The organism is Novosphingobium sediminis (genome assembly GCF_007991615.1).
Taxonomy (GTDB): Bacteria; Pseudomonadota; Alphaproteobacteria; order Sphingomonadales; family Sphingomonadaceae; genus Novosphingobium; species Novosphingobium sediminis.
Map to the genome: position 1 here is coordinate 155,218 of NZ_BJYR01000001.1, position 15,519 is coordinate 170,736.

Annotated in this window: 15 protein-coding genes; 6 read left to right on the forward strand and 9 right to left on the reverse strand. The window is 64.7% G+C overall.

What is annotated here, in order from left to right; translation table 11 throughout:
• Window positions 1–10: 10 nt before the first annotated feature.
• The 5 genes from NSE01_RS00665 to lepB are packed head-to-tail and all read right to left on the reverse strand — an operon-like array spanning window position 11 to window position 3,938.
• Entirely contained in the window at window positions 11–682 is a 672-nt protein-coding gene (locus NSE01_RS00665) for a spermidine synthase (RefSeq protein WP_147157690.1), read from the reverse strand.
• 22 nt (window positions 683–704) lie between these two features.
• The gene (locus tag NSE01_RS00670) at window positions 705–1,451 is read right to left on the reverse strand and encodes a bestrophin-like domain (protein ID WP_147157691.1); all 747 of its coding nucleotides are present in this window, start codon (window positions 1,449–1,451) and stop codon (window positions 705–707) included.
• A 24-nt stretch (window positions 1,452–1,475) separates the two neighbouring features.
• Window positions 1,476–2,384: a GTPase Era gene (gene era / locus NSE01_RS00675; RefSeq protein WP_147157692.1), complete on the reverse strand. Its 909-nt coding sequence runs from the start codon at window positions 2,382–2,384 to the stop codon at window positions 1,476–1,478.
• A 7-nt stretch (window positions 2,385–2,391) separates the two neighbouring features.
• Window positions 2,392–3,111: a ribonuclease III gene (rnc, locus tag NSE01_RS00680; protein ID WP_147157795.1), complete on the reverse strand. Its 720-nt coding sequence runs from the start codon at window positions 3,109–3,111 to the stop codon at window positions 2,392–2,394.
• Window positions 3,066–3,938, reverse strand: a complete 873-nt coding sequence (lepB, locus tag NSE01_RS00685) for a signal peptidase I (RefSeq protein ID WP_371863191.1) — start codon at window positions 3,936–3,938, stop codon at window positions 3,066–3,068. The genes rnc and lepB overlap by 46 nt, the downstream gene beginning before the upstream one ends.
• A gap of 154 nt (window positions 3,939–4,092) precedes the next feature.
• Here lepB and pgi point away from each other — a divergent pair, with 154 nt between their 5' ends.
• From pgi to NSE01_RS00705, 4 genes are all read left to right on the forward strand, one after another.
• Window positions 4,093–5,616 (forward strand): glucose-6-phosphate isomerase, encoded by a 1,524-nt coding sequence (gene pgi, locus NSE01_RS00690; RefSeq protein WP_147157694.1) that lies wholly within the window; start codon window positions 4,093–4,095, stop codon window positions 5,614–5,616.
• Between the two features lie 88 nt (window positions 5,617–5,704).
• Complete coding sequence (gorA, locus tag NSE01_RS00695) at window positions 5,705–7,063, forward strand: glutathione-disulfide reductase (RefSeq protein ID WP_147157695.1); 1,359 nt, start codon at window positions 5,705–5,707, stop codon at window positions 7,061–7,063.
• A 57-nt stretch (window positions 7,064–7,120) separates the two neighbouring features.
• Complete coding sequence (locus NSE01_RS00700; RefSeq protein WP_147157696.1) at window positions 7,121–7,843, forward strand: SDR family oxidoreductase; 723 nt, start codon at window positions 7,121–7,123, stop codon at window positions 7,841–7,843.
• An 11-nt stretch (window positions 7,844–7,854) separates the two neighbouring features.
• Window positions 7,855–8,871, forward strand: a complete 1,017-nt coding sequence (locus NSE01_RS00705; RefSeq protein ID WP_147157697.1) for an SDR family oxidoreductase — start codon at window positions 7,855–7,857, stop codon at window positions 8,869–8,871.
• Here the strand turns inward: NSE01_RS00705 and NSE01_RS00710 are convergent.
• The 4 genes from NSE01_RS00710 to NSE01_RS00725 form a co-directional block, all read right to left on the reverse strand.
• Window positions 8,868–9,677: a molybdopterin-binding protein gene (locus tag NSE01_RS00710; protein WP_147157698.1), complete on the reverse strand. Its 810-nt coding sequence runs from the start codon at window positions 9,675–9,677 to the stop codon at window positions 8,868–8,870. The genes NSE01_RS00705 and NSE01_RS00710 overlap by 4 nt on opposite strands.
• Complete coding sequence (locus tag NSE01_RS00715; protein WP_147157699.1) at window positions 9,674–10,522, reverse strand: cytochrome b/b6 domain-containing protein; 849 nt, start codon at window positions 10,520–10,522, stop codon at window positions 9,674–9,676. Before NSE01_RS00715 ends, NSE01_RS00710 begins: the two co-directional genes overlap by 4 nt.
• Before the next feature lie 122 nt (window positions 10,523–10,644).
• Window positions 10,645–11,775 carry an ATP-grasp domain-containing protein gene (locus tag NSE01_RS00720; protein WP_147157700.1) on the reverse strand — a complete coding sequence of 377 codons (1,131 nt, stop codon included), beginning with the start codon at window positions 11,773–11,775 and terminating at the stop codon, window positions 10,645–10,647.
• 4 nt (window positions 11,776–11,779) lie between these two features.
• Complete coding sequence (locus NSE01_RS00725; RefSeq protein WP_218033226.1) at window positions 11,780–13,159, reverse strand: cytochrome P450; 1,380 nt, start codon at window positions 13,157–13,159, stop codon at window positions 11,780–11,782.
• 97 nt (window positions 13,160–13,256) lie between these two features.
• Between NSE01_RS00725 and NSE01_RS00730 the strand changes: the two genes are divergently transcribed.
• Both NSE01_RS00730 and crtD read left to right on the forward strand, forming a co-directional pair.
• Window positions 13,257–14,018, forward strand: coding sequence for a hypothetical protein (locus tag NSE01_RS00730; RefSeq protein ID WP_147157701.1), 762 nt, complete (start codon window positions 13,257–13,259; stop codon window positions 14,016–14,018).
• Window position 14,019: 1 nt separating this feature from the next.
• Window positions 14,020–15,519, forward strand: coding sequence for a 1-hydroxycarotenoid 3,4-desaturase CrtD (gene crtD / locus NSE01_RS00735; RefSeq protein ID WP_147157702.1), 1,500 nt, complete (start codon window positions 14,020–14,022; stop codon window positions 15,517–15,519).

Here is a 15,519-nt window from a genome sequence, read left to right on the forward strand (position 1 = left end):
CAGCTGCAAATCAGGCCGGAGTCGCGAACCAGATCGTGTGCTTCGGCCCCTTGCCGTTGGTCCGAGCCGCAACGCGAATCTCGTCGACCGAGAAGCCGTTCTTCTCCAGCCGCCGGGTGAAGGCTGGATCGGGGCCTGCCGACCAGACTGCCAGCACGCCGCCCGGTGTCAGCGCCCGCCGCGCCGCGCGCAGGCCCGAAGAGGTGTAGAGGCTGTTGTTGCCATCGCGGACAACGCCGTCCGGACCGTTGTCGACATCGAGCAGAATTGCATCGAAATCGCCCGCCGCGCCGTCGATCACACTGCCGACATCGCCCATGATGAGCCGCACGCGCGGATCATCGAGGCAGCCTGCCGCCAGTTCCGCCATCGGCCCGCGCGCCCATTCGATGATTTCGGGCACCAATTCGGCGACGACCAGTTCCGCCTTGGGCCCGAGCACCTCCTGTGCCGCGCGCAAGGTAAAGCCCATGCCGTAGCCGCCGATCAGCAGGCATGGCGCCGTGCGGCCCTTCAAGCGCTTGATCGTCTCGGTCGCCAGAGCAATTTCCGAGCCGCTCATACGGCTGCTCATCAGCTCGTTATGGCCCATCACGATCATGAAATCGCGGTCGTGGCGATAGAGCTTGAGTTCGGTTCCGCCCGGCACTTGGGCCGTGCCGAGCAGTTCGCGCGCAATCATTCCATTGTCCTTTCAGAGCGCCTCAGCCGAGGCCTTGCGCCACTTTGTCCAGCTCTTCCTGCGGTACGATGATCGCACCGCTGCGCGGGCTGTCGAGATCGAGGATCGTGGCATAGGCCGCCGCGAGCAGCGAGAAGAACAGCACGGACGAGACCGCGCTGCGCCGGTCAGCCCGCCCTGTTGTGAACCCCAGCAGCGCAGTGCAGGCGCAGCAGTAGAGCGCCAGCAGGCCCAGCACTTCCGTCGGCAGCCGGGCCGAACGGGCGGCATGGCGCGCGGTCGTTATGTCGCACATCGCGTTGTAAGCCTGCACCAGCACCGGCCCCCGCGTATCGGGTGGCACCGAGCGCAGCAGCGCGAACAGATCATCGCCAAATCGGGCGCAAGCGGCGCTGCTGGCCTCGTGCGCCGCCTGCCAGGCGTCGTCCTCGGCGTTCTTGCCAACCGCAGCGCGCTCGGCCGCATAGCGTGCCAGCGAGGCCTTCAGCGGCTGACGCTGCGCATCCTCCAGCAGAGCGAGGCGCGTTGCCATGGTGCCGATAGCATTGGCTTCCTCGACCACCAGCAGACGCCGCGTCTCGTAACGGCCGATCGCAAGGCTGAAGGCAAAGGCCATGAGCAGCGCCAGCAGACCGAACGCGCCCGAGAGCACATAGCTCTCGCCGCCAGTCTCACCGCCCGCGCCGGCACGCCGATGCAGAGCGACGCCCAGGCGCCAGCACACTGTCATCACCGCCAGCAGGCCCAGACCCGGCACAATAATCGACAACGCCGCCCCCATCGCCGTCTCCCGTTACTTCACCCAATCGAGCCCGATTTCCTCGTAGATTTCCTTGGCTTCAGCCCAGCCTTCCTCGACCTTCACGTGGAGGAACAAGTGGACCTTCACCCCAAGCAGCACGGCCAGTTCCTTGCGCGCTGCCTCGCCAATGGCCTTCAGTTTCGATCCGCCCTTGCCAAGCACGATGGCCTTCTGGCTATCGCGCGCGATCACGATCTGCTGATGGATCTCGATCGAGCCGTCGCGCCGCGTTGCGTAACTCTCGGGCCGCACCGCGCTGTCGTAAGGCAGTTCGTCGTGGAGCTGGCGGTAAAGCTGCTCGCGGGTGATTTCTGCCGCCAGCAACCGTTCGCTGGCATCGGAGACCTGATCTTCCGGATAGTGCCAAGCGCCCGCCGGCATCCGTTCGGCCAGCTTGATCTTGAGGTCCGCTACCCCGTCGCCCGTCAGCGCCGAAACGAAGAACACCTCATCGAACGCGCCCTCGGGCGCCAGCGCCGCCGCCATATCGAGCAGCGGCTCCTTGGCAATCGCATCCACCTTGTTGAGCACGAGGATCTTGGGCTCGCTGCGGCCCTTCAGGCTCTCCAGAATGGGCTCCAGATAGTCGCGCTTCTTCTTGCGCGCATCGACCACCAGCAGGATCGCGTCGGCGCCTTCCGCGCCTTCCCAGGCGGCATGGACCATGGCCCGGTCCAGCCGGCGCCTTGGCTCGAACAGCCCCGGGGTGTCGGCAAGGATGATCTGCACCCGCTCACCGTCGGGCAGATCCTGCAGCGCAATGCCCATCAGCCGCGCGCGCGTTGTCTGCGCTTTCGACGAAACGATCGCCACTTTCTGTCCGACCAGCGCGTTGACCAGTGTCGACTTGCCCGCATTGGGTGCGCCGATCACTGCCACGAGTCCGCAATGTTCCGTCATTTCCATATCATCCATATCGCGTCATGAAGGCCGCAGCCGCGCCGCGTTCCGCTTCCTGCTTGCTTGAACCTGTTGCTTGCTCTGATCCCACGCCCGGCACTTCTACCTGCACGGTGAACACCGCAGCGTGGTCCGGCCCGCTGCGATCCACCAGCGTGTAGATCGGCGGCTTGCGGCGATTGCCCGCCGCCCATTCCTGCAACGCCGCCTTGGGGTGCTTTCTTTGCCCCGCGCCGCCCGCCATTGCCGGCTCCCACGCGCTGCGCACGAAATCGCGCGCCGCGCCGAACCCGCGCTCGAGAAACACCGCTCCGATCAGCGCTTCCATCACGTCGCCCAGCACGTTGTCGCTTTGTCCTGCGCCATCGCCGCGGGCCTGCTTGCCGAGCCGGATATGCGGCGCAACGCCCAGCCGGCGCGCGACATCGGCGCAGGTCTCGCGGCTCACCAGCGCGTTCAGCCGCTGCGAAAGCTTGCCCTCCGCGGCCTCGCTCTGCGCATGGAGCCATTCGGCGATGGCGAGCCCCAGTACGCGGTCGCCAAGGAACTCCAAGCGTTGATAATCGCGCGTCTCGCCCATCGAACCATGGGTCAGCGCCTCGTGCCACAAATCTGGCCTGGCCGGGGCCTTGCCGGTCAGTGCGGCAATGAAGCCGGCGGTCTCGTCCGATAGCACCCCGCTCAGAACGTACCCCCGATCCGGTTCGCGCGCAGTGCGCTGAACCATGTCCACGGCAGGAACCAGTTGGCGCTGCCGTCGGTCGACCACATCACGATGGTGGCGCGGCCGATCAGGTTGTCCTGCGGCACCAGCCCGATGCCACCACCCTCGACGGCCGGGAAGCGGCTGTCCATCGAGTTGTCGCGGTTGTCGCCCATCAGGAAGACGTGGCCGGCCGGCACGACTACCGGCGGTGTATCGTCCTGAGGGCGATAACCGAGATCCAGAACGTTGTAGGTTTTGCCGCCCGGCAGGGTTTCCCGATACTGCGGATAGTGGCAGCTCTGCATCCCGTTCGGCTCGACAGCTTCGAATTCGGGGGCGATGCAGCTGGTGTTGGCCGACATGTTGATGACGAAGTCGGCGATTTTTACCTTCGGCACCGGCGCGCCGTTGAGGTGGAGCTGCCCGCCGATCATCTGCACTGTATCGCCCGGCACGCCAATGACGCGCTTGATGTAATCGACATCATTGCCCGGCGGTGCCTTGAAGATCACCACGTCGCCGCGATTTGGCTGGCCCGCGAAGATCCGGCTCGGCAGCAGCGGAATGCTGAACGGCAGCGAGTATGAGGAATAGCCGTAGGGCCATTTCGCCGCGAGCAGGTAGTCACCGTTCTCAAGCCGGGGCAACATCGATTCCGACGGGATGTTGAAGGGCGAGAACACAAAGCTGCGGAAGAAGGCGACGATCAGCACGAGCTTGATAACGAACACCGGGAAGCTGTCTTCCTTGCGTTCCTTTTTCTTCTTCGCGGGGGGCGGCGACGCATCCTCGACCGGCGGCGTCATGTTCGCCGGGTTCTGCGGAGCGTTTTCAGGGGTATCAGTCATCGCAGCGGTCATGTGGAGGGGCCTCGCATCCGTCAAGCGCAGACTGCACCGATAGCGCCGTGCAGACGAATTTTGCGAGGTCGCCGGTCGACCTTGCCTTGCGCTTGGTCGAACGGACAGGGTAGGCCCGCCGCATCCCCCAGGAGACACACCGATGGCCGCCACCGCAACCGCCCCGCTCTGGACCGCGCTCGAAAGCCTCCCGCGTCCTGCACTGACCGAGCTTTTCGCCGATCCCGGCCGGCTTGATCGTTACGCGACGGTGCTCGATCTGCCCGGCGGCCCGATTCGCTTCGACTGGTCGAAGACGCACCTTTCGGCGGATGTCGAAGCGGTGCTTGGCCAGATTGCCGAAGCGGTCGATCTTGAGGGTAGCCGCGAAGCGCTGTTCGCCGGCGCGCTCATCAACAATACCGAAGGCCGCGCTGCCACCCACATGGCCGAACGCGGTGTTGGCAATCCTGCCGCGGCTGAGGAAGCAGAACGCTTTCATGAACGCATGCAGGCGCTTGTCGAGGCCATCCATGAAGGCCTCCTCGGTGAGGTGAAGAGCCTTATCCACATCGGCATCGGCGGCTCGGCGCTTGGCCCGGCGCTGGCGATCGATGCCTTGGCGCGCGAGGACGCCAAGGTCGCGGTCCACGTCGTCTCCAATGTTGATGGTGCCGCGCTGGCGGCTGCCGTCGCCAAGTGCGATCCTGCCACCACCTTGATCGCGGTCGCTTCCAAGACTTTCACCACCACTGAAACGCTGATGAACGCCATCAGTGCGCTTGATTGGCTGCGCGAAGGCGGGGTGGAAGATCCCTTCGGCCGCGTCGTCGCGCTCACCGCTGCGCCCGACAAGGCGGTTGCCTGGGGCGTCGATGAAACACGCGTCCTGCCGTTCGCCGAAACCGTCGGCGGGCGCTACTCGCTGTGGTCGTCGATCGGCTTTCCGATCGCGATGGCGCTGGGCTGGGACGGGTTCGCGGCCTTCCTCGCGGGGGCTGCCGCCATCGATCACCACTTCCTCGAAGCGCAGCTGGCCGAAAACGTGGTGATCCGCGCCGCTTTCGCCGATCTCTACTACACGCAGGCCCGCCACTGCAGCAGCCGCGCTGTCTTCGCCTACGACGAACGCCTCGCGCTGCTTCCGAGCTACCTCCAGCAGCTTGAGATGGAATCGAACGGCAAGCGCGTCCTCGCTGACGGCACGCCGCTCACCCGTCCGAGTGCGCCTGTTACCTGGGGCGGCGTCGGCACCGATGCCCAGCATGCGGTGTTCCAACTGCTCCATCAGGGCACGCACCTGATCCCGGTCGATTTCCTTGCGGTCGGAATCCCCGGCCACGATTTTGACCCGGCGCACCACCGCACGCTCCTTGCCAACTGCTTCGCGCAGGGCGCCGCACTGATGGCAGGCAAGGCCGGCGGCGATGACATGGCGCGCGACTATCCGGGCGACCGTCCCTCCGCCACGATCCTGTGCGACGAACTTGGCGCCGCCACGCTTGGCAGCCTGATCGCCTTCCACGAGCATCGCACCTTCGTTTCGGCGATGATGCTCGGCATCAATCCGTTCGACCAGTTCGGTGTCGAACTTGGCAAGGCGATTGCCAAGTCGATCGAGGCTGGCGATGCCCAGTTCGATCCGTCGACCACGGCACTGCTTGCCGCTGCCGGGATCGACGGCTGAGTCGTAACGTTACGCCAAATCCGATAGAATTGCCGTTGGCGGGGGAGGGGATGCGTCCCCATATGGACCCCTGCAGCAGGAGCCTGACATGACCGACGACGCCAACTACGACTACGATCTCTTTGTCATCGGCGCCGGCTCGGGCGGCGTGCGCGCCAGTCGAGTTGCCGCCAGCCACGGCGCGCGCGTCGCGGTGGCGGAGGAGTTCCGCGTCGGCGGCACCTGCGTGATCCGCGGCTGCGTCCCCAAGAAGCTCCTCGTCTATGGTTCGCACTTCGCCGAAGAACTTCAGGACGCGGCGAACTATGGCTGGACGGTCGAGAACACCAAGTTCGACTGGCCGACCCTGCGCGATGCGGTCCTGCGCGATGTCGACCGGCTCAACGCCGCCTACACTTCGACGCTTGAGACCCACAAGGTCGAGCGCTTCCTCGAACGCGCTGTCGTCACCGGGCCGCATTCGGTCCGCCTCGCCTCGGGGCGCGAGATCACGGCAAAGCACATCCTCGTTTCCACTGGCGCTTGGCCGGTGATGCCGGAGTTCGAGGGTGCCGAGCACTGCATCACCTCGAACGAGGTGTTTCATCTCGAGAAGTTCCCCCGCCGCGTGGTTATCTCAGGCGCGGGTTACATCGCGATGGAATTTGCCGGTATTTTCAATGCGCTCGGCAGTCACGTAACGGTGGTCAACCGTTCCGAGACGATCCTGCGCAGCTATGATGAGGCGCTGCGCGACCGCCTGCTCCAGATCACCATGGCGCGCGGTATCCAGTACCGCTTCAACTGCCCGTTCGAAAAGGTGGTGAAGCGCGATGACGGTCTGCTCGAAGTCTGGCTCAAGGGCCAGATCGATCCGATCCTTGCCGATCAGGTCCTCATCGCAACCGGTCGCCGCCCCAAGACGGATGGGCTTGGGCTGGAGACGGCCGGCGTCAAGCTCGGCCAGAGCGGGGAGATCCTCGTCGATGATCACGCGCAGACGAGCTGCCCCAGCATCTCGGCGGTAGGTGACGTAACGAACCGCGTACAGTTGACCCCCGTCGCGATCCGCGAGGGCCAGGCCTTTGCCGACCGCGTGTTCGGCGGCAAGCACGTGACGATCGACTACAGCTGCATCCCCAGCGCCGTGTTCTCGCAGCCGCCGCTGGCCGGTGTCGGCCCTACCGAGGGGCAGGCGCGCAACAAGTATGGCTCGATCAAGGTCTATTCGTCTGACTTCCGCCCGATGAAGAATATTTTCGGTCACCGTCCGGAGCGCGGGCTCTACAAGATGATCGTCGATGCGGCGACTGATCGGGTGCTGGCGATCCATATGATCGGCCCCGAAGCGCCGGAGATCCTTCAGGCTGCCGCGATTGCGGTGAAGGCGGGCCTGACCAAGGCTGATTTCGACGCCACCGTCGCGCTGCATCCGTCCATGGCCGAGGAACTCGTGCTGATGAAGTAAAGGTTGCAGCTTGCAACCTTGTAGGTAGTCTCCCTGAAACACTTCGGGGAGCACCGCGTGAAGCTGCAGGGCAAGACCATTCTGTTGACGGGCGGGACCGACGGCATCGGCCTTCGGCTCGCCCGCCAATTGCGCGACAAAGGCGCAAACCTCATCGTTACGGGACGGACGCCGGAGCGGATCGCAGCGGCGCAGGCGGACGGTTTCGAAGTGATCGCCGCCGATCTCGCCGGGCCGGATGGTATCGAGGCAGTGCTGGCGGGCCTCGCCGGCCGCGATATCGATGTGTTGATCAACAACGCTGGCATGGGCACTGCGCACGATTTCCGCGAGGCGCCGCCGGTCGAAGCGGACGACGAGCGCACCCTCTGGCTCAACGTCCATGCGCCGGTCCGCCTGATCGGTCGCCTCATGCCAAGGCTGCGGGGGCGCGGCGAGGCGATGATTGTCAACGTGACGTCAGGCCTTGCCATCGCTCCCAGCGCGGGTGCGCCGCTTTATTGCGCCACCAAGGCTGCGCTGCGCAGCTACACGATTGCGCTACGCGCGCAGCTCAAGAGCACCGGCATCCATGTCCTCGAAGCGCTGCCCCCGCTGGTCGATACCGCGATGACAGCGGGGCGCGGCAGCAACAAGCTTCCGCCTGAGGAGTGCGCGCGCCAGATCATTGCGGCGATGGAAAGCGGAGCGGACGAGGCGAATGTCGGCATGGTGAAGATCCTGCGCTGGGTCTATTCGTTGTCTCCAGCGCTCGCCCGCTCGATCATGCTGCGTTTCTGAAGGGATAAGCCATGAGCAAGACCGTCCTCGTCTCTGGTGGCAGCGGCTATATCGCCGGGTTCATCATCCAGCAGTTGCTCGCCGAAGGCTGGATGGTCCACACGACTGTCCGCAGCTTGAAGCGCGAGGTTGAACTACGGCCGCTGCTGGGCGGTAGCGCCGAAACGCTGAAGTTCTTCGCGGCAGACCTCACCGCCGATGCCGGCTGGGCCGAGGCGATGGAGGGCTGCAGTCATGCCCTCCATGTCGCCTCGCCCTTCAGCAGCAAGCCGCCGCGCAATCCCGACGACCTGATCATCCCCGCACGCGAAGGGACCATTCGTACCCTTCGCATCGCCAAGGCGGCCGGAGTACAGCGGTTTGTCCAGACCTCGTCGGTGGCCGCCATCGCCTATGGTCATGGCAAGGGGCACCACCACTTCACCGAGGCGGACTGGACCAACGTCCACAGCCGCGATGCCTATGCCTACGTCAAGTCCAAGACCATCGCCGAACGTGCTGCACGCGACTGGATGGCAAAGGAGGGAGCCGGCATGGAATTCCTCTCGATCAATCCCGCTGCCGTGCTGGGGCCGGTCTGGGGGCGTGATTTCTCCGCCTCGATCGAGATGGTCAACCAGCTGCTCTCGGGCGCGCTGCCTGGTTGCCCCGATCTAGGCTTCGGCATCGTCGATGTGCGCGATCTGGCCGATCTCCATGTCCGCGTGTTGACCGAGCCGGGGCTCGATGGCGAGCGCTTCATCGCCTCCGGTCCCTTCCTCAAGATGATCGAAGTCGCGCAGATTCTGCGCACCGCGATGCCGCTCGAAGCGCGCAACGTGCCCACGCGCCGCCTGCCGGACTGGCTTGTGCGCTTTGCCGCCACGTTCAATCCGCTGATCCGGCAGGTCGTCGGCGAACTCGGCAACGTGCGCGATGCCAGCGCCGCGCATGCGCTCGAGCGCCTCGGCTGGAAGACCAGGCCCGCAGAGCAATCGATCGTCGATTGCGCCAAGAGCCTGATCGCGCAGGGAATCGTGAAGGTCTAGATACCCGCGAACCACTGGTAGTCGCGGTGATCTTCCCAGTAGCCGCCCCCGCCGCCATGAATGCCCTCGAGCGAGGCCACCGCTTCCACGCGCATGACATACTTGGCCTGCTTGTAGCCCAGCTGCCGCTCGACCCTCAGCCGCAGCGGAGCGCCGTGGCCGACTGTGAGCAGTTCGCCGTTCATGTGCGTCGCAAGGATCGTCTGCGGGTGGAAGGCGTCGATCATGTCGATGCTTTCATAGTACGGGATGCCGCCAGTGCTGTCGGCGCAATGGAACACCACGTATTTAGCATTGCTGGACATGCCGGCGCGCCTGAGGATCAGGCCAAGCGGCACGCCCGACCATTCCCCGATCGCGCTCCAGCCTTCCACGCAATCATGCCTGGTGATCTGCGTACGCCGAGGCGCCGCCATCATTTGCGCGAGGCTGATCTGCAGCGGATGCGCCACCATGCCGTCTACCGCCAGCTTCCAATCGGCAAACTTGTTGGCGGCGAGCGTGTTGTATTCGGACGTATTGGGGTTCTGGTTGCCGTTCTGGCGGAACACCGGCGACATTTCGGCCCGGCTGAATTCCTGCGCCAGCGCGTTGCGGTCCGTTACGAGACGCTGCGCACTGTGCGTCGCCTTCTCGCCAAGGTTCAGCGCGGACTTCACTGTCGGCGAGGCGTTGATTTGGTCGCAGCCCGCCAGCAGCAGGCCTGCACCGCCGATCAGCGCGTTACGCCGCGTGACGAGCGAGGTGGGGCGTTCGGCCGGGAGGATCAGGCCGGAGGTCTTTTCCCTGTTGATTTCGCCGCTCATTTCGAACGCTCCTTGGGCAGCCGATACCAGCCGGTGATGATCGAGCGCAGTTCGTTGAAGGGCCCCGCCAGCACCACGGCCAGCAGATGGACTGCAATGAACAGCGCGAACCCGAAGGCACACAGGAAGTGGATGGAGCGCGCTGACGGCCGGCCACCGAACAGTTCGGCCAGCCATGGGAACGCCGCGTTGAGCGTGGGGGACATCGTGCAACCCGTCAGGATCACGGTCGGGATCAGCACGAAGAGCACGCCCAGATAGGCGATCTTCTGCAGCGGATTGTACGCCCTTGCTGCCTCGCCCGTGGGGAAGCGCAGGCGGGCATGCTCCTTGATGTCATGCCACAGGTGCGAAAGGCTGCGTTCTTCGGGTTTAAGCGCAAGATCGCGGCGCAAGTGACCGGAAACAAGGTTATATGCCATGAACAGCGTGGCGCTGATGAGCAGTACCCAGGCAAATGCAAAGTGCCACTGGCGTGCGTCCGCCAGACTGTAGGTCGAAGGGATCGTCACCAGCGGCGGGAAGGCATAGGGAACGCCCTGCGCATAGCCGAGGAAGCCCGTCGTCGCGATCTCGAACCCGCCAAGCTGGACGAACCCACTCGTCCCACGGTGGCTGATGACCAGCCACGGATGATCGGGGTTCGCGCCGTAAACGCCCCAGTAGAGCCGGGGATGCGCGTTGAAGATCATCATCCCGCTCATCAGCATCACGAAGATGCTCAGCGCATTGACCCAGTGCCAGATCCGCACCGGCAGCTTTGTCCGATAGATCAGCGGCGAGGTATCAGCCTCTGCTCGCCCGGGCGGGCCGTCGGTTCCGCTTTCCGCAAATTGTGTCGCCATTGTCCCGCTCCGCCAAGCTGTGCGCGCGGCGAGCATGCGCTTCCCGACCGGAAGCGCAAGTGCCGCACCCACCGCTTCGGACCAACCGAGCGATTGGTTACATCACGAGGGAAAAATTTGTCTCAGCCTTCGTACCAGCCAACATCCAGCGTCGCCACTTCGCCAAAGCGCGCGCCTTTGGTGATCGATTGCCAGATGATCGGCCAGGAGGTCAGGATCATGCTCATGAAGGGCCACGGGTCGCGCCAATCCCAGCTGACGTCACGAGTGGTGATGAGGCTCTTCAGGCTCGGCAAGAACCCTTTGCCCCGCAGCATTGCCGCCTGTGTCTCGGTCAGGCAGGCGTAGAACTGCTGGAGAGTCCGTTGCCGACGCACCCGCACCTGACCTTGCCAGCCGGGTTCCAGTACGGTTCGCGCAATGTCCTCGTCTTCCCAGAAATGCACTCCGCTCGTCGCGCGCGGATTGCATTCGATGGCATGGGGCACGCCCGCAGCATCGATGATAAAATCGAACGAGATAAACCCGCTCCAGTGCGTTTCTGCAACGAACTGGGAAACCCACGCATCGATTGCCGGCACATCCACCCGCTCGAACGCAACCGCGACCGAGCCGGACATGACCGCACCGCGATAGACCATGGTCGCTACTACGCGGCCATCCTGGGCGATGGAGCAGGTGCTGTGCTCGCGCCCTTCAACGAACCGCTGCACGACGGCCGGTGCGGCCGGATCGGCGGGGGGAAGGGGCTCCCCGCCGCGCAGGATCTGAAGCCCATTGCCGGAGCACGAAAAGACTGGCTTCACCACCACGGGTCCGGTCCGCCTCAGATCTTCTGCTTCAGCGGAGCCGAGTGGTGCGCTTTGGGGAACGGCCAACCCCATTGCCGAGGCCGCCTTCACGAACCGTGCCTTGTCATGCAGCGCCAACACCTGTTCCGGCGCCATCGTGAACAGCCGTACCCCCTCCGGCAACATGCCCGCGAGGTGCGCAACATGCATCGTTTCCTCCGAGACCGGCACGACGAGGTCGACGCTTTCGCGCCACACGATATCCGCCAGCGCCTCGAGGTACGCGGCCTTGCCCGCACTGGGCGGCGGCACTCTGAACTCGCGCGCGACGTGCCGCGAAGCCCCCGCAAGCGTCCAGCCATAGGGCTCCGCCACAAGCACACGGCACCCCGCCTTGCTGAATCCTCTTGCCAGATCGAGCGCCTTTGGCAGCCGCCCCAGCGTGAGCAGGACCGTCGTCATGACGTCACGCTTTCGATACCCGCACCATGACCTGCTTCGCAGGCCGCGTGGTCAGCCGCGCTGCCGGCCGCACGGCACCCGCATCCTCGACATGGAAGTCGAACCGCCGGAACAGCCGGGCAATCAGCAGGACCGCCTCGGTCAGCGCAAATGCGGCCCCGGCACACACGCGCGGCCCCTGTCCGAAGGGAATGTAGGCCCCTGCCGTCAACTCGCCTTCGCGCGCGGGCAGGAAGCGATCCGGATCAAACACATCCGGATCCTTCCAGAAACGTTTGTGCCGGTGGAGCACCCACGGCGCCACCATCACCAGCGCTCCGCGTTTCACCTTGCGCCCGCCGATGGTGGTCGCCTCCGTTGCAACGCGCGGCAGGAACGTGATCGGCGGATAGAGCCGCAGGGTCTCGCGAAACACGTTGCGCACGGTGATGAGGTGCTTGGTCTCCTCGAATCCGATGGGGCCGTCCTCCCCGGCCACCTCGCGGATTTCCTGCCGCACCCGCGCGACGAGATCTGGCTGCATCGCCAGCAGATAGAACGCCCAGGTAAGCGCGCTGGCGCTGGTCTCGTGCCCCGCAAGGAACAGCACGCCGAGCTGATCGATCAGTTCCTCGCGCGTGAACGCTGTCCGCGTGAAATCATCGCGCGCCGCGATCACGGCTGCTGCGATATCGTCGAAGTGCTCTCCATTCGGCCCCACATGGGTATCGAGCAGATCTCCGAGGTGGCCCCTGATGCGGCGGCAGGCCTCCAGTACGAAGTCCTTTTGCGGCACCGGCGTCCAGGCCGGGGCCATGATGAGCCGCCGGATTTCGACTTGCGCGACGCTGTGCTCGAACACGGTGAAGGCATCGAACACATCGTGCGCGGCGCTCGTCTCCAGTCCTGTGCTGAATACCGTGCGGCAGATGATGTCTGCCGTCAGGTGGCTCATCGTCAGGTCGAGCGAGAATGCGGTGCCGTCCGCTGCGCGGGCTGCCAAGGTCTCCTCGCAGGCCTCTGCACCTTCCTGCATGGCAGGAAACGCCCGGTTCACGCGCATCATCGTGAAGGCAGGATCGATCATCCGCCGCTGCCGCTGCCACACTTCGCCGGAGGAGACGAAGATCGAATCTCCAATCAGCGGGGCGAGCGCATCGACCATGAGGTCGCTCTTGGGAAAAATGCCTTCAGGATCAGATAATACGCGCCGAACCTCATCTGGTCTGTTGACTATCAGGATCGACCGCCGCGAATAGCCGAGCGGCCCGACATCGCAGCGATAGGCACTCGACGGGAGCAGGCTCAGGAGGTCGCCATCGCCCCTGAGCGCGACGCGCAGCAGCGCCATGATGGCTCCCAGCGAGTTCGGACGCGGTGGGCGGTAGGCGGCAGTCTGGGTCAAGCGGACATCCCGGATAGGTTCGTCAGTGTCATCTTATGTTTACACCGGACCTGTCCAGTGGAATAGTCGCGGCCGATAGTGAGCCCGGGGGGATGCGATGGAACTGCTGGTGTTCCGCTGCCTGATTGCAGCCCATATCGCCGCTGGGGCGACCGGTGCGATTGCGTTCTGGGTGCCGGTCGTGGGGCGCAAGGGCGATGTGAATCATCGCAAGTGGGGCCGCATTTTCACCAAGGCGATTCTCACCACCGGCTGCCTGGCGCTGACGATGAGCCTGTTCACGCTTTTCGATCCGATGACCGTGCACCCGCACCTCGTCGGCAAGTTCGATGCCGATTTCGTGCGCGGGATGTTTGGGGTGATGATGCTCCACAACGCGATCCTCACGCTCAATCTGGCGTGGTACGGCTGGCTTTGCGTGCAGAACCGCCGCAATGTTGCGGCCAATCGCACGCCGCTCAATATCGCGCTCCAGTTCGCAGTGATGATTGCTGCGATTGTCTGCGCTTGGGATGGCGCCCGCATTCATCAGCCGTTGATGATGCTGATTTCCGTCGTCGGCATGGCCACCGGGATCACCAATCTCGTTTTCCTTTATTCGCGCAATCCTTCCCCGGTGATGTGGCTGAAGGAGCATGTGAAGGCGCTCGTTGGGGCGGGAATATCGGTCTACACGGCCTTCCTTGCATTCGGCTCGGTGCGCTTGTTCCCTTCACTTGCGCTCAATCCGGCGATGTGGTCGGTGCCGCTTGTTACCGGCCTTATCATCCTCATCTACCACCGCATCCGCATCGATCAGAAGGCGGGTATCAGCATCGTCCCGCAATTCCGCTCGCGCCGCGCCGCGGCATCGGACTGACGTGGCGCGCAAGGTCGTCGTCGTCGGGGCAGGGATGGGCGGCCTGTCCGCAGCCGCTGACCTTGCGAGGCAAGGGCTTGAGGTCACCGTTGTCGAACGCGCCGCCAGCCTTGGCGGCAAGATGCGGCGGGTCGAGAGCGGCGGTCTTGCCATCGATGCCGGCCCAACCGTCTTCACCATGCGCTGGATCTTCGATGGCCTGTTCGGCGATGCGGGGGAGCGGCTGGAGGATCATCTCGGCCTGATTACTGCGGAGACACTGGCTCGCCACGCGTGGAGACAGGGCGGAAACCTCGATCTCTTCGCCGATGTAGGCCGGTCTGCCGAGGCTATCGGAGACTTCGCCGGTGCCGCCGAGGCAAAGGCCTACCTCGATTTTTGCGCCCGCAGCGCGGATATCTACAAGACGCTTGCCGCCTCGTTCATTGCTGCCGAGCGGCCCTCGATCCCCGGTCTGGTGGCGCGGCTCGGCCCCTTCGGCATTCCGGCGCTGATGCGTACGGTCCCGATGCGCACGCTCTGGGGCGCGCTTGGCGACCATTTCAAGGATGCGCGCCTGCGCCAGTTGTTCGGGCGCTATTCCACTTATGTCGGCGCGTCGCCATGGGCCGCGCCCGCCACGCTCATGTTGATCGCGCATGTCGAACAGGAGGGCGTCTGGCTTGTGCGCGGGGGCATCCACGAAGTGGCGCGCGCGATTGCCGGCCTTGCCGAAAGACACGGGGCAACGTTCCGCTTCGGCGCCCATATGGACCGGATCGTGGTCGAGGGGGGACGGGTCACGGGTGTCGAGCTTGCAGGCGGCGAACGTCTTGCCGCCGATGCCGTTGTCTTCAATGGCGATATCTCCGCGCTTACGGACGAAGTCCGTCCTGTCCCGGTGACCGCGCCGCGCAGGCGCTCTCTCTCCGCCGTCACCTGGTGTGCTGCCGCCCGCACATCCGGCTTCGAGCTTGCTCATCATAATGTATTTTTTGCAGAGGATTACAGAGCAGAGTTCGAAGCAATTTTCAAGGAACGGCGGATCACGCAAACGCCTACCGTCTACCTCTGCGCGCAGGATCGGGGGGAGGGGAGCAACCACCCCGCGGGTGCGCCAGAACGCCTCCTTGCGCTGATAAACGCGCCTGCCGATGGCGACCTCGGCCCACTTCCCGATGCCGTCGTCGCCGATCTCGCTCGCCGCAGCGTGGGCTTGATGCAGGATTGCGGCCTTGAACTTACCGCCGTGGATGAGCCGGTCGTCACGGATCCCGCAGGCTTTCATGCGCTGTTTCCTGCCAGCGGAGGCGCGCTCTATGGCCGCGCAAACCATGGCATGATGGGCAGTTTTGCGCGGGCCGGGGCGCGCGGGAAAGTACCGGGGCTCTACCTTGCGGGGGGCAGCGTCCACCCGGGGCCGGGCATTCCCATGGCGACGATGTCTGGCCGCATTGCCGCCGCGCGTCTCGTTGCAGACCTTGCCGGCAATCGGCGAACGGTCATGCTGCCAGCCGGTTAG

Bases quoted from the DNA above. Each gene is read 5' to 3' on its own strand.
- gorA (WP_147157695.1), top strand. From the start codon at position 5,705: ATGACCGACGACGCCAACTACGACTACGATCTCTTTGTCATCGGCGCC.
- NSE01_RS00665 (WP_147157690.1), bottom strand. From the start codon at position 682: ATGATTGCGCGCGAACTGCTCGGCACGGCCCAAGTGCCGGGCGGAACC.
- NSE01_RS00720 (WP_147157700.1), bottom strand. From the start codon at position 11,775: ATGACGACGGTCCTGCTCACGCTGGGGCGGCTGCCAAAGGCGCTCGAT.
- NSE01_RS00705 (WP_147157697.1), top strand. From the start codon at position 7,855: ATGAGCAAGACCGTCCTCGTCTCTGGTGGCAGCGGCTATATCGCCGGG.
- rnc (WP_147157795.1), bottom strand. From the start codon at position 3,111: ATGGTTCAGCGCACTGCGCGCGAACCGGATCGGGGGTACGTTCTGAGC.
- pgi (WP_147157694.1), top strand. From the start codon at position 4,093: ATGGCCGCCACCGCAACCGCCCCGCTCTGGACCGCGCTCGAAAGCCTC.
- NSE01_RS00710 (WP_147157698.1), bottom strand. From the start codon at position 9,677: ATGAGCGGCGAAATCAACAGGGAAAAGACCTCCGGCCTGATCCTCCCG.
- era (WP_147157692.1), bottom strand. From the start codon at position 2,384: ATGACGGAACATTGCGGACTCGTGGCAGTGATCGGCGCACCCAATGCG.
- lepB (WP_371863191.1), bottom strand. From the start codon at position 3,938: ATGACTGATACCCCTGAAAACGCTCCGCAGAACCCGGCGAACATGACG.
- NSE01_RS00715 (WP_147157699.1), bottom strand. From the start codon at position 10,522: ATGGCGACACAATTTGCGGAAAGCGGAACCGACGGCCCGCCCGGGCGA.
- NSE01_RS00730 (WP_147157701.1), top strand. From the start codon at position 13,257: ATGGAACTGCTGGTGTTCCGCTGCCTGATTGCAGCCCATATCGCCGCT.